This is a genomic window from Psychrobacter sp. YP14 (assembly GCF_003209315.1).
In the GTDB taxonomy this organism is placed as follows: domain Bacteria; phylum Pseudomonadota; class Gammaproteobacteria; order Pseudomonadales; family Moraxellaceae; genus Psychrobacter; species Psychrobacter raelei.
This window is the reverse complement of the sequence record NZ_CP029789.1, coordinates 2,502,461-2,515,774: the sequence shown is the minus strand read 5'-3', so window position 1 is coordinate 2,515,774 and position 13,314 is coordinate 2,502,461. Positions and strand designations below refer to the sequence as shown.

Below are 13,314 nucleotides of genomic sequence, written 5' to 3'. Positions count from 1 at the left end.
AAGGTACAGTTAAGGGCAAATAGATAAACCATAAGCCAGTGATTATTCACTGGCTTATTTTTTTGTCTGCCATGCCCTTTCAAGTGTTTATTTTCAAGGTTAGTTAAGTTTTTATATAATATTATTGATAATGGTTATCGATACCATTATAATTCATTAACAAATAGCGCACTTTGTGCAACAATTCTTTTAAAAATTCTAATCTGAGAATACTCTATGGCTTTAGCTACTTCGAATCACTTGATCAAATCAAAACTAACCACAGCGCTAATGGCAACCCTTATTGGTGCTTTAACTTTATCAGGCTGTTCAAAAGAGGCAGATAATGCAAGTGGTGCAGAAAACAGCGCTGAAGTTACCAATGAAACCACAGAGACCAAAAATACTCAGACGCTCGCTGGTGATGAGGCTTCTGTTAATAAGCTATTAACCAGTTATGCCGATATGGCTCAAGCCGCTTATGAAGACTCTTTAAGTGAAGCCAAAAAATTACAAGCCGCAGTAGATGCCTTAGTGGCCAACCCTACTCAGCAGAATTTAGAGGCAGCTCAAGCCGCTTATAAAGCTGCTCGCCAGCCTTATTCACAGACCGAAGTTTTTCGTTTTGATGAAGGTTTTGTGGGCAAAGACGACAAGCGCGCTATAGGCAGCATCGATGGCTGGGAAGGTCAGGTGAACGCATGGCCATTAGATGAGGCCTTAATTGATTATGTTGCAGACGGCTATGCCGGCGAGTACAACAGCAAAGACAATATCATTAATTCAGACAAAATCACTGTGGGCAGCACAAGCCAAGACACCAAGACCATTACCCCTGAGCTCTTGGCTGAGATGAATGAGATTGGTGGCAGTGAAGCCAATGTCACCACAGGCTACCATGCCATTGAGTTTTTACTTTGGGGTCAGGATTTAAATGGCGTGGGTGAAGGGGCAGGTCAGCGCCCAGTTACCGATTATATGGCCAATGACAGCTGCACCAGTGGCGAGGGCAATTCTGCTGAAGCGGCAGTATGTGCTAAGCGCGGTGAGTACCTAAAAGCAGCCACCCAGCTGTTGGTTAATGATTTAACAGATATGGTGGCTCAGTGGCAGCCCAATACTGAAAATACTTTGCGTAGTGACTTGATGGCTCGCAGCTCAGACAATGCCGTACGCCAGATATTTTATCAAATGGGTAGCCTAGCTTTAGGAGAGCTTGCCTCAGAGCGTATGCAAGTGGCATTCGTTACTGGCTCCACTGAAGATGAGCACGAGTGCTTTAGTGACTTGACGCATCTAAGCTATGCCAATAATGCGCGCGGTATTGCTAACATCTTTAATGGCCAATACAAAACAGTATCTGGCAGCACTGTGGGTGATTATGGTATTAAACAGTACCTAATCGATGCCGGTCAAAAAGACTCAGCTGAACAATTAGATGCCGCCTTCAAAAAAGTAGAGGCAAGCTTCAATACCATCGCTGAGCAGGGTGAGAAAAACGGTATTAAAATTGATCAAATGATTGCAACAGTGGGTCAAGCTACCAAGCAAGGCGTTTCAGCTGAAGAGCAAAACAAACGCCGCGGCTGGATGGAGTCTGCCATCAATGATCTAAAATCTTTAACCGATGTCTTAGAATCATCTGCAAAAAGCATTGGTATTGATAATCTAGACGCCGATACAGGCTCGCAGTTTTAACATAAGGTAAGTGCTCGTGGCTGAACTTAATTAGTGACTGATGCAAAATTTATTACCAAGACTTTATTCGTCTTAAATTGTAAAATAGACACGTTGCCAGTGTAGAATTGGCAACGTGTTTTTGTTTTAAAGATTGCCATTTTTAGTGTGTTCTATCCGCATCTTTGTAAGGCTTCTATTATGATCCATCGATCTACGCCCTCCTCAAAAACGCCCGTTTTTCATGCTTTAGCTTTTACTCTTCCAAAAAAAGCGGTCTGGCTATCGCTATCGGCGGTAGCTGTGCTGGCCTTAAATGGCTGTCAGTCAAAAGAGGAGAGCTCAGCTCAAGCCAATGCGCGAACGCAGAAAATTGAAGCACTGGCAGGTGTGCCGCTGAGCAAACTGGTCACTTTTGATCCCCAAGAGGTCAAGCAAGGCGGCGATACGGGCATAGCCATTACTTCAGCAGAAAGCTATTCTAAGCCCTCATCGAACATTGCCGCCTCCCGTAAAGGTAACTTTTTTATTGGTAATGCCTTTTTTAAGCAGCCTTGGGTGGTCGCTCCTGCCAGTACCGATAGCCGGGATGGACTTGGGGCATTATTTAACGTGGCTGCTTGTCAGTCTTGCCATATAAAAGATGGCCGCGGGCATGCCCCTCTGCATGAGGGAGATGATGCCGACAGCCTATTAATTCGATTGGCCATGCCTGCCGTCACTGAGGCGCAGCGCAAAGCTTTAAGTGAGTCTCAAATTGAGAAGGTTGCACACTCGGTATACGGAGGTCAGTTACAAGATCGGGGTGTACAAGGGGTGCCTGCAGAAGCTAAAGTAAGTGTCAGCTGGAGCGATGTGCCCGTAACCTTTAAAGACGGTCATATCGTCACCCTGCGTCGGCCTAATTTTCAGTTAAAAAACCCAGGTTATGGCCCCTTTGATGAGACACTGATGCTCTCACCTCGAGTGGCACTGCCTATGATAGGTCTGGGATTACTGGAGTATATTCCTGCTGAGGACATCAAAAGCCAAGCAGATGTTGATGACAAAGACAAAGACGGTATTAGTGGTAAATACAACTGGGTCATTGATCCTGAGACCGGTGAAAAAGCGCTGGGTAAGTTTGGCTGGAAAGCGGGACAAACCCGACTTATTACCCAGAATATGAGCGCCTTTAATGAGGACATGGGGCTCACCTCACGTATCCGTCCCATTGAGTCTTGCACCAAAAACCAACCGCAATGTCTAAGCGCCCCAACTGGTGCAGATGATCAAGGTGATGGTAAGCCGCCGGTAGAGGTTAGCAATGAGGTGGCCAAGTTTGTGGAATTTTATACCCAGAATTTATCGGTACCCAATCGCCGTAATGCCGATGACAAAGTAGTCTTGGCCGGCAAGAAGCGCTTTTATGATATGGGCTGCCAAGATTGTCATACGCCGCGCTATCAGTTGCCCAAAGCTCAAGATGCTATGGCTAAGACTCATTTAGAGCAGCAAGGTCAGGTGATTTATCCTTATACCGATTTATTGCTACATGACATGGGTGAGGATTTGGCCGATCGCACCGTAGCAGGTAAGCTGCCACCCAAAGAGGCTCAAGTAGAGTTTTTGGCGACCTCTTATGAATGGCGTACGCCAGCACTGTGGGGAATAGGTCTGGCTCAAAAAGTAGATTCACAAGCGACCTTCTTACATGATGGCCGTGCCAGAACCTTGATGGAAGCTGTATTGTGGCATGGTGGCGAGGCTGAGCCGCATAAACAAAAAGTATTACAGCTTGATAAACAAGGCCGCACTGAGTTTGAAGCCTTCTTAAATTCGTTATGACCCTTAAGACCATAACCTTGTGTTTTTAAATCTACAAGCACAGTTATTTAATGGCCAATTGAGGGTTGCTTGACAAAAAAAGCCCACAGGGCACCAACCATCACAATGAGATCTTTATGAAAAAACACCAACTTGCCGCTATGGTACTGTCGGCCTTAAGTGCCGGTATTTTAATCAGCTGCAGCAAACCTGCTGACGAAGCGCAGCCGACGGCGAATAAACAAGCTGCCGATGTCAAACCTGCGACTGAAAGCAGCGAAACGGCGGCAGATACCACGGCAGTAAAAGCCATTGCCTTATCTGACGCAAGTGCTGAGAGTTATCTCAAGCAAGTCGCAGATACCCAAATTATCAGTGCCTACAAAAACGTAGTAGAACAAAGCCAAGCTCTGAACGCACTAGCGACTCAAAGCTGTCAAGCAGATGGTTCGGTCGCAGCCGATAAGCTTGCCGCCCTTAGAGCGCAGTGGTTACAACTGGCTAAAGCTTGGGCACAAGCAGAAATCATCGGCTTTGGCCCAGCGATGGACAGCATGAGCAACTTATATATCAACTATTATCCCGATGAGCGCGGCTTGGTGCACCAAGGGGTGATTGACTTGATTGCTGCCAATCCGAATTTGACACCGGAGCAATTGGCCTCAGAAAGCGCCATTGTTCAAGGGATACCCGGATTAGAGGAGGTGCTGTATGCCAACGATAGCTTGGATAAATCTCAGTGCCAATATGTGATTAGTGCCAGTGCGGCTCTAGCAAATCGATTGGATAAAGTCAGTCAAGATTGGCAAGCATCACCGCAGAGTTTACTGAGCTATGGTAGCCCTGATGATAACAAAGAAGGTCTAAATCGTTGGGTTAACTCTATTTTAGCTTTGGTTGAGACCACCAAAAGTACCTCTTTAGATCAGCCGCTAGGCATTACTGGCAATAAAAAAGGTCACTTGCCAGCGGATGCAGCAGGGCAAAGTCGAGAGATTATTACCGCTAAAGTGGCGGCTTTAAATAAGGCATTAACTGATCCGGCCTTGGTGGCCGTCTTATCTAAAAATGGCCAAGATACCTTAGCAGATAAGTTATCTACACTATTATCTGATACCTCAACCTTATTGGCACAGCTGCCAGAAGATTTGGCCACAGCCACCCCAGAGCAGCAAAAAGCACTGTATGACAAGCTCACCGAGCTGGCACAGGTTGTCAAACGCCAGTTGATGCCAACGCTTGGGGTACAAGTGGGCTTTAATAGTACGGATGGCGATTAATGTCGACTCCATTACACAGTCGTCATAAGCCAAGCCGTTTGATTGGTAGTGATAAAGAGACTGGGCTGAATATGTTGGCCCAAACTTTAAAGAACACACTCACCACTTTGGGGCTGGCAAGTGTTGGCACTGCCGCCTTGGTGGGGGCTCATCATTTGGGACGCAAGCAGTACAACTCTCAAGCGCGCCTAACTGATTATCGTGACGGGCTACGACAGGCTTTAGGTAAAGTCACCGCAGCAGCCCCCATAGTGACACCAAGTGACGCGCCAGCTAACCTTGTTCAGTCCCAAGCTCGCCGAAATAACAGCTCAGTAACCTGGATAAGCGGCGTGGCTGAGCTGACTACCAGCGAATTTGCAGTAGTGGGGTTGAATGCAGCTCGAGAGATAGTATGGCAGAGCGCCATGCCAGAGCGGGTACATGACTTGCTCATTCAGCCCTTAGCTTCTAAAGCTTTACAAGCGCCGCACGTGGCAGTGATGGGCAGACGGCCTAGCGAGTGGTTTTGGATACTTGATGCGCACAGTGGTGAGATTATCCACAGCATCAAAGCCCAGACAGATCGACATTTTTATGGTCATGCTTGTTATAGCCTTCAAGGTGACTTGCTTTATGTTACCGAGAACAATACGGTTGACTTTAGCGGTAGGATTGGCATATACGAGGTGGCCTCAGGCTATAAAAAAATCGCCGAATACGCCTCGCATGGTATTGGTCCCCATGAGATAGTCATGCACCCTGATGGCGAGAGCTTACTGATTGCCAATGGTGGCATAAAAACCGAAAGAGCCTCACGCGAAGAGCTTAATCTTGATAGCATGCAGCCCTCCTTGGTGTATCTCAATCGGCATACCGGACAACTATTGCAGCAGGTTTTTCCGGCACACAATCAGATGAGTGTGCGGCATTTGGCCATGCATGACAATGGTAGCGTGATTATCGGTATTCAGTTCCAAGGCGAGCGTCATTTGAGCGTGCCTATGGTGTTAACGCATAGGCGAGGTGAGCCTAAGTTTACTGAGTTGCAGATTGCTAAAGACGATAGCAAGGGGTGGCACCGCTTCCATCATTATATCGCCAGCGTGGCGGTAGACTCTAAGCACAATCTGGCATGTGCCACCAGTCCCATTGGTGGCTGCGCTGCGGTATTTGATTTAAGCACAGGAATGATGATTGGTGACATACCCTTGGCTGATTGTGCCGGTGTCACCACTTGGCCCAGTCAAACGCAATACCAAGCGACACAGCAGATACCGTCTGGTTTGCCACTATTCTTGGTTAGTGATGGACAAGGCTATCTGAGCAGTATTGGCGTAGATCAGGCCGCGTATCCCCAATCCATTTGGGTTGAAAAAAAGCATCAAAGTTATGCTTTTGATAATCACCTGACAACATTAGGTACAGTAGATAGCTAACCTCAATGCGATTGAATCATGTGCCATCACAAACACCGCCCCTTGATGACCATCAGCCACTAAGGCGCAGGTTAGCAGAAGCCGGTATTGCCCTTGAAATCACACGAAAGCGGGTGAAAAACATCAATTTTCGGCTCAGGCCACATATCTTGTCGGTCTCAGCTCCGCACTACGCCAGTGATAAACAGGTTATGGCCGCTTTGGCTCGGCGTATACAATGGGCGATTGCTCAGCATGCGGTACTGTTAAAACGCCAAAGCTTGATACAGAGTCCATTGCCGGATAGTCATAGCACCAAAGGGTCTTCGCCCTCGAATAATCTATCCGTTATTAGATTATGGGGACAGCGGCAATCATTAACTATGAGCGAGACTGAGCGAATTAACTGGTATCGCCGTGAGCTGCAGCAGGTTATGCCAGATTTATTTGCCAAATGGCAGCCGATCGTGGGGGCATACGCCAACGAGATGCGGATAAAAAAGATGAGCACTCGATGGGGCAGCTGCAATACTCGGGCTAAACGTATTTGGCTTTCGGTGTATTTGCCAGCTTATCCGATTGAGTGCACTGAATATGTCATCGTGCACGAGCTGTGTCATTTACATCATGCCAATCACAGCACCGCCTTTTGGAATCAGGTAAAGCATGCCATGCCAGACTACAAACGCTGGCATGATATGTTGGCAGGCAAATCAATTTTGATAGATTAGCAAAGCTTAGCGCATAGCAAAAAGCCCCTGTGAGTGTGATAGGGGCTTTTGTTGAGCAAGAGTTTAAGCTCATCTTTTGGTTTGCTTGTCTGCCTCAAAAGCGGCTTTAAAGATAGTGCCTAATAAATTGACATCATCAACCCGTGCATAATTCAAACGAGTGACAAAAGCGATGTGACGGTGTGGTCCTGCCTCAGCCAAAGGCACAGTGGCCACCTCATTGTTTTGGTGGCGCACTTGGTTTAAAGCCATTTCTGGAATTAAAGTGGTACCCATACCAGCCAATGCCATTTGAATTAACGTGTTCAAACTGGCATCTGAAAAATTGGATTTGAATTCATCTCGGTCAAATGAGCACACACTCAGTGCATGATCAGTTAGGCAATGGCCTTCACCTAATAGCATCAAGTTGGCATCACCGAGCTCATCTGCACTAATGGTGTCAAGCGTGGCCATGGGATTGTCTTGTGGGAAGATAGCAAAGAAATCCTCTTGCCAAAACTCAAAAGTATGTAGCCCATCTACCGCATAAGGCAGTGCAATAATGGCCGTATCGATATGACCATAGCGGACTTGTTCGAGTAGGCGTTCGGTCTGCTGCTCAACCACAGTCATACGAAAATTTGGGTATTGAGCCTTTAATTCAGGAAGTACTTTGGGTAATAAATAAGGTGCAATGGTCGGAATCATACCGACAGTCATGGGGTAGGCTAGAGGCGTCTGATGACTGTGGGCACGAGTGGTTAAGTCATTGATTTCTGAGAAAACACGCTGAGCACGGATTAAAATCTCTTCGCCAATGGGGGTAATTAACACCTGTTTATTATTGCGCTCAAAAATCTGGGTATCGAGTTGTTTTTCAAGCTCTGCAATACCTAAGCTCAACGCCGACTGAGAAATATTGCACTCTTCTGCTGCGCGCTTAAAATGACGGTGTTTGGCTACGGCAATGGCAAATTCTAGTTGTCTTAAAGTGATCATTAAAATTCTCTTGTGGGTCAGCGGTTGATAGATTGCGATAGGCAGTATATAGGGCAAGTCTGTAGTAAGTTAACTGTGCGATTGAAGCTTGAAATCTCTCCTAAACGGGGCCATGTATAATGATAACAGCTTGATAAGAAGTAGGTCTATGTTTTATTAAACAAAACATCACGTTAAAATCTTTAAAATAGATTAAAGATAAACGCTTGCTATAATAGGTCTTGTAGTTAGCAACAGGCACTGCTTAAACGGTTATCAGCATTGGGGTTATAAGATAACGATATGGTTATCAACTGGATAATTTCAACCAGTAGCTACATAAAACCACCACTTATGCTCACAACCTTTAACGTCATAGAAATGTAATCGCGTTATGATAGGTTAAGCCAAGCAAGCGGACTTAATTTTCTAAAATAAAGTTTCTCCAAAGCTATAGAAAATAACACGGCATTTAGTCGTATTGATAAATCACAACAAAGTACAAAATAACAATTTTTATTAAACCCACCAAAAAAAGGAGCCAAAACATGGCGTCAATTATTAATCAAGAAATCCCTGAGTTTTCAGCTGAAGCATTCGTTAACGGTGAGTTCAAAACCATCACTTCAGACGACGTAAAAGGCAAATGGGCTATCTTCATGTTCTACCCAGCAGACTTCACTTTCGTTTGCCCAACTGAACTAGAAGACATGGCCGCTCAGTATGAAGAGCTAAAAGGCCTAGGCGTAGAAGTGTACTCAGTATCTACTGACACTCATTTCACTCACAAAGCATGGCACGATTCTTCAGAAGCTATTGGTAAAGTAACTTTCCCAATGATCGGTGACCCAACTGGCCGTATCACTCGTGGCTTCAACGTAATGATTGAAGAAGCGGGTCTGGCTGAACGTGGTACATTCGTCGTAGATCCAGACGGCAAAATCCAAGTTGCTGAAATCCATGCAGGCGGTATCGGCCGTAGCGCAAAAGATCTAGTTCGCAAAGTAAAAGCAGCTCAATACGTTCGTGAAAACGACGGTGAAGTATGCCCAGCTGCTTGGGAACAAGGTCAAGCAACGCTTAAGCCAAGCCTAGACTTAGTCGGTAAAATCTAATTAATGCTGGATCAATGAACCAAAGCATTGAGTTAGACGTATAATAAAAAACCCCGCTATTAAAAATTAGCGGGGTTTTTTTATGTCTTGAATTTATCACAATAAGATGGCTACAACCATTAGATATCAATATCTACCGTATTAGAACCATTGGTCTGATTGGTGATTTTTTTGGTATCAATCTCTTTGGTAACTTCAAGGACCGTAGTTTGGTTGGCTTTATCAAGATATTTTTGCGCCTTATCTACCTCAGTGGTCAAGGTGTCAACAGTCTGTTTCATATTATCCAAAGCTTTCACTTTATAGTCACTAATCATATCCATGGTCTCATAGATATTATTAAAGGCACTTTGTAGTTTATCAAGCTCAATGGTACTGTTGCTGGCCTGCTCATGAATTTCTGTAGACTGACGCTTCATCATGGCTGAAGTAGATTCAATTAGGCTACTGGTAGTTTTGTTCAGTGCACTGATTTGATCTAAGACCAGTTTTTGATTGGTCATTGCTTGAGCCACAATCACAGCAGTACGAAGTGCCGATACTGTGGTAGTAGTGGCGCGATCAACCCCTTTTATCAGCTCCAGATTGTTTTTGCGGATGGTGTCTAGTGCTAAATAGCCTTGGACGTTGACCGCTAATTGAGTCAAAAAGTCGGTGTTCTTTTGACGCACATAAAACAGCATTTCCTCTTTAATGATGCGTGCTTTTTCAGGATCTGTGGCCTCAATCTCATAGACTTTCTTTTCCAATTGCTCATCAATTTTTTTGCCCACATAAACATATTGGCGAATGGACTGCATAAGATTCCACATGTTGACTTTTTCTTGTTCAATCATGGCATTGTCTTTAAGCAGCTCATCTTTACCATTATATAAACTGGTCACTACCGCATTGATGTGTGACTGCGCCGACTCATATTGACGAAAATAATCTTGCACCTTGTTGCCCATCGGAATCAGTCCGAACAGTTTGCGTGAGCTGGTCAGCTCCTTTTTACTGGGATCTAAGTCTTCAACGATGCCGCGCAGTTCAGTCAATGACTTGGCGATAGGGGAGTTGTCAAATAAGCCTTTGTCCAAGCTTTTGGCAGGTAGCTCAAGCATGCGGTTTGATACTTGTGCCGATTCACGGATTTCTTGGTTACCCAAGTTGTGAATAGACTGCACGTTTTGCTTAAATTCGCTACTTTGTACTGGGTTGGTCAAAACATGATTAACAAAAGCATCTACTTTGGCATCTAGCTCAGGGATTTGGTTAGGATCAAGCTTCACAATTTGATCCGCTTCACTGGTGGGTACTTCTTTTACCGGCTCAGGCGGCGTTAAGCTAATAGAAGGCGTGGTGGCATTTTCTGGAGGCGTCAATTCTTGCATAACAGGTCCTTATAGTTGTTTTAGTGTGTTTTGATAAGTAAAGTAAAGAAGGGGCGTATCAAAAACTTTAAGCTTATAAAATAAATACTACAAGAAAGAGAAAACCTATGATATTGATTATAAGTAAACAATGTTAATGGTTAAGTGAACTTCATTAAAAGACAGCCTTATGGGATAGGCTAAAAATAGATTGGCACATAAAAAAACCACCAATCTGCTGCTGCAAATTGGCGGTATCGTTCATAACTGTAATATTAATTGCTTTAAATGTGACAAACCGATGGGCTTATCACGCTTTATTAGCGAATTATTTTTTACGTGTTGGGCCAAGTAGCATACCCATCTGACGGCCTTCCATTTTTGGATGTTGCTCGACATTTGAGATCTCAGCGGTATCTGCAATGATACGCTCAAGTTGTTGGCGGCCAAGCTCAGTATGAGCCATTTCGCGACCGCGGAAACGGATGGTTACTTTTACCTTGTCCTGATCTTCTAGGAAGCTGATGATTTTACGCAGTTTTACCTGGTAATCGGCTTCGTCAGTACTTGGGCGAAGTTTCATCTCTTTAAGCTGAGTTTGCTTTTGGTTTTTCTTAGCTTCTTTCGCCTTTTGCTTTTGGTCATACAAGTAGCGCTTGTAGTCCATAATCTTACAAACAGGCGGCTTAGCATCCGGTACCAATTCAACCAAATCTAGATTGTCATCACGAGCCGCTTTACGGGCAGTTTCAATATCGACAACGCCCATCTGTTCGCCATCTTCTTTCACTAAGCGAACTTCTTTTTGCTGAATCTCTTCGTTGATGTTCAAACGGTTTGACTGTTTAATAGGTATTACTCCTCATCAGTTTTTGTTGTTAGTCGACCCTTTTGGGCGACAGCTTTCTGTACTAATTCGATAAAGTCGGCCACAGACATGACGCCAAGGTTTTCGCCTTCACGAGTACGTACGTTAACCTGTCCTGACTCAACTTCCTTATCCCCTAATACTAGCATATAGGGGATACGTTCTAGTGTTCTTTCTCGTATCTTAAATCCAATTTTTTCATTACGCAAGTCAGTAATGGCGCGCAGACCGGCATTTTGTAGCTCGTTGGCCACATTTTGACAGGCATCAGCCTGCTTGTCAGTGATGTTCATGACCACCACTTGTTGCGGCGCAAGCCATACAGGCATCCAGCCGGCATAATGCTCAATTAGCATGCCCAAGAAGCGCTCAAACGATCCTAGAATCGCACGATGCAGCATAATGGGCGTTTCACGCTCATTGTTCTCATTGACAAACTCAGCCTCTAAACGCTCAGGCATATTGGGGTCTACCTGAATGGTACCGCACTGCCACACACGGCCTAAGCTGTCTTTTAGGCTAAATTCAATTTTTGGACCATAAAATGCGCCTTCACCAGGCAGATACTCCCACTCAAGACCTGAGCTGTCTAACGCATCGGCCAAGGCTTTTTCGGCGATGTCCCAAGATTCGTCAGTACCCACACGTTTTTCTGGGCGAGTAGAGAGTTTCATCTCAATTTGGTCGAAGCCAAAGTCTTTATAGACATCCAAGGTTAGCTTAATAAAGTTGGCTACTTCTTCTTGAATTTGGGTTTGGGTACAGAAGATATGAGCATCATCTTGAGTAAAGCCGCGTACCCGCATCAAGCCATGTAGAGAGCCTGAGGGCTCATTACGGTGGCAAGAGCCAAATTCTGCCAAACGAATTGGCAATTCACGATAAGATTTTAGGCCTTGGTTAAATACTTGCACGTGGCAAGGGCAGTTCATCGGTTTTACTGCATAATCACGGCTTTCACTCGAGGTAGTGAACATATTGGTTGCATAGTTACCCCAGTGTCCTGATTTTTCCCACAAGCTTCTGTCAACAATCTGTGGTGTCTTGATCTCTTGATAACCATTGTCTTTTTGTACTTTACGCATGTATTGCTCAAGCACTTGATAAATGGTCCAGCCATTTGGATGCCAGAACACCATACCTGGCGACTGCTCTTGCATATGGAATAAATTCAGCGCTTTACCAATTTTACGGTGATCACGCTTTTCAGCTTCTTCAATACGCTGGATATAAGCTTGTAAATCTTTTTTATCTGCCCAAGCGGTACCATAGATACGCTGGAGCTGCTCATTTTTGGCATCACCGCGCCAATATGCACCGCTCATTTTCATCAGTTTAAATACTTTTAAGAAGCGGGTGTTTGGTACGTGTGGGCCGCGGCACATATCTACATATTCTTGATGATGATACAGACCCAGCTCTTTTTCCTCTGGCATATCTGCGATTAGCTTGAGCTTATAATCTTCACCGCGCTCTTCAAAAATTTTAATCGCTTCTTCACGTGGGGTCATTTTCTTAATGACATCATAATTTTGCTTGATCAGCTCTGCCATACGCTTTTCAATAGCGGCCATATCCTCTGGGGTAAAGGGCTTTTCACTAAAAATGTCGTAATAAAAGCCATCTTCAATAACAGGGCCAATAACCATTTTTACGTTAGGATACAACTGCTTAACCGCATGGCCTAGTAAGTGTGCGGTAGAGTGACGAATGATATCGACACCATCTTTGTCTTTTGCGGTCACAATTTCAACACTTGCGTCTTGGGTAATCGGATCACTTGCATCCACAAGCTTACCATCCACACGTCCAGCGATTGTTGCTTTAGCAAGGCCTGGGCCAATACTTTGAGCCACTTCCATCACTGTTGTCGCACCGTCAAACTCTTTTACATTGCCATCAGGTAAAGTAATTGCAACCATAATATTAAATCCAATAATCTATAACGCAAATAAGAAGGACACCATCACTATAATTGTGATGATTATAATAAACACAACCATTAAAACAGAAAAACTGACCGTAAGGCCAGTTAATAATTCGTCATTGCTTCTATTATAAAGGATTTTAGCGCAGTTTTTATAGCTAATCCTTTAAGGTTTTAAAGATAGTGAAAAACTTGATTAGCTTAAGCTTTGTGATTGAATTT

The 13,314-nt window shown here is 44.6% G+C and carries 10 protein-coding genes; 6 read left to right on the top strand and 4 right to left on the bottom strand.

The window, feature by feature from the left end; all coding sequences use genetic code 11:
* The first annotated feature begins 216 nt into the window (after positions 1 to 216).
* The 5 genes from DLE54_RS10290 to DLE54_RS10270 all read left to right on the top strand — a co-directional run bounded on the left by DLE54_RS10290 (position 217) and on the right by DLE54_RS10270 (position 6,870).
* Positions 217 to 1,677: an imelysin family protein gene (locus DLE54_RS10290; protein ID WP_011961358.1), complete on the top strand. Its 1,461-nt coding sequence runs from the start codon at positions 217 to 219 to the stop codon at positions 1,675 to 1,677.
* A gap of 180 nt (positions 1,678 to 1,857) precedes the next feature.
* The gene (locus tag DLE54_RS10285) at positions 1,858 to 3,483 is read left to right on the top strand and encodes a di-heme oxidoredictase family protein (protein ID WP_110817082.1); all 1,626 of its coding nucleotides are present in this window, start codon (positions 1,858 to 1,860) and stop codon (positions 3,481 to 3,483) included.
* 116 nt (positions 3,484 to 3,599) lie between these two features.
* Positions 3,600 to 4,742, top strand: a complete 1,143-nt coding sequence (locus DLE54_RS10280) for an imelysin family protein (RefSeq protein ID WP_110817388.1) — start codon at positions 3,600 to 3,602, stop codon at positions 4,740 to 4,742.
* Entirely contained in the window at positions 4,742 to 6,160 is a 1,419-nt protein-coding gene (locus DLE54_RS10275) for a DUF1513 domain-containing protein (RefSeq protein ID WP_110817081.1), read from the top strand. Before DLE54_RS10280 ends, DLE54_RS10275 begins: the two co-directional genes overlap by 1 nt.
* A 20-nt stretch (positions 6,161 to 6,180) precedes the next feature.
* Positions 6,181 to 6,870, top strand: a complete 690-nt coding sequence (locus tag DLE54_RS10270) for a M48 family metallopeptidase (RefSeq protein WP_319922123.1) — start codon at positions 6,181 to 6,183, stop codon at positions 6,868 to 6,870.
* Between the two features lie 69 nt (positions 6,871 to 6,939).
* Here DLE54_RS10270 and DLE54_RS10265 read toward each other — a convergent pair whose 3' ends face one another.
* On the bottom strand, positions 6,940 to 7,851 hold the full coding sequence (locus DLE54_RS10265) for a hydrogen peroxide-inducible genes activator (RefSeq protein ID WP_011961353.1): 912 nt from the start codon (positions 7,849 to 7,851) through the stop codon (positions 6,940 to 6,942).
* A gap of 527 nt (positions 7,852 to 8,378) precedes the next feature.
* On the opposite strand from DLE54_RS10265, the gene ahpC reads away from it, so the two are divergent.
* On the top strand, positions 8,379 to 8,945 hold the full coding sequence (gene ahpC, locus DLE54_RS10260; RefSeq protein ID WP_011961352.1) for an alkyl hydroperoxide reductase subunit C: 567 nt from the start codon (positions 8,379 to 8,381) through the stop codon (positions 8,943 to 8,945).
* 119 nt (positions 8,946 to 9,064) lie between these two features.
* Here the strand turns inward: ahpC and DLE54_RS10255 are convergent, their stop codons facing one another.
* The 3 genes from DLE54_RS10255 to thrS all read right to left on the bottom strand — a co-directional run bounded on the left by DLE54_RS10255 (position 9,065) and on the right by thrS (position 13,087).
* The gene (locus tag DLE54_RS10255; protein WP_011961351.1) at positions 9,065 to 10,318 is read right to left on the bottom strand and encodes a toxic anion resistance protein; all 1,254 of its coding nucleotides are present in this window, start codon (positions 10,316 to 10,318) and stop codon (positions 9,065 to 9,067) included.
* 307 nt (positions 10,319 to 10,625) lie between these two features.
* Entirely contained in the window at positions 10,626 to 11,129 is a 504-nt protein-coding gene (infC, locus tag DLE54_RS10250) for a translation initiation factor IF-3 (RefSeq protein WP_011961350.1), read from the bottom strand.
* A 23-nt stretch (positions 11,130 to 11,152) separates the two neighbouring features.
* Positions 11,153 to 13,087 carry a threonine--tRNA ligase gene (gene thrS / locus DLE54_RS10245; protein WP_110817079.1) on the bottom strand — a complete coding sequence of 645 codons (1,935 nt, stop codon included), beginning with the start codon at positions 13,085 to 13,087 and terminating at the stop codon, positions 11,153 to 11,155.
* Positions 13,088 to 13,314: the final 227 nt, after the last annotated feature.

What these genes read in the sequence shown, in the direction of transcription:
- DLE54_RS10290 (WP_011961358.1), top strand. Translation starts at nt 217, where the DNA reads ATGGCTTTAGCTACTTCGAATCACTTGATCAAATCAAAACTAACCACA.
- DLE54_RS10285 (WP_110817082.1), top strand. Translation starts at nt 1,858, where the DNA reads ATGATCCATCGATCTACGCCCTCCTCAAAAACGCCCGTTTTTCATGCT.
- DLE54_RS10280 (WP_110817388.1), top strand. Translation starts at nt 3,600, where the DNA reads ATGAAAAAACACCAACTTGCCGCTATGGTACTGTCGGCCTTAAGTGCC.
- DLE54_RS10275 (WP_110817081.1), top strand. Translation starts at nt 4,742, where the DNA reads ATGTCGACTCCATTACACAGTCGTCATAAGCCAAGCCGTTTGATTGGT.
- DLE54_RS10265 (WP_011961353.1), bottom strand. Translation starts at nt 7,851, where the DNA reads ATGATCACTTTAAGACAACTAGAATTTGCCATTGCCGTAGCCAAACAC.
- ahpC (WP_011961352.1), top strand. Translation starts at nt 8,379, where the DNA reads ATGGCGTCAATTATTAATCAAGAAATCCCTGAGTTTTCAGCTGAAGCA.
- DLE54_RS10255 (WP_011961351.1), bottom strand. Translation starts at nt 10,318, where the DNA reads ATGCAAGAATTGACGCCTCCAGAAAATGCCACCACGCCTTCTATTAGC.
- thrS (WP_110817079.1), bottom strand. Translation starts at nt 13,087, where the DNA reads ATGGTTGCAATTACTTTACCTGATGGCAATGTAAAAGAGTTTGACGGT.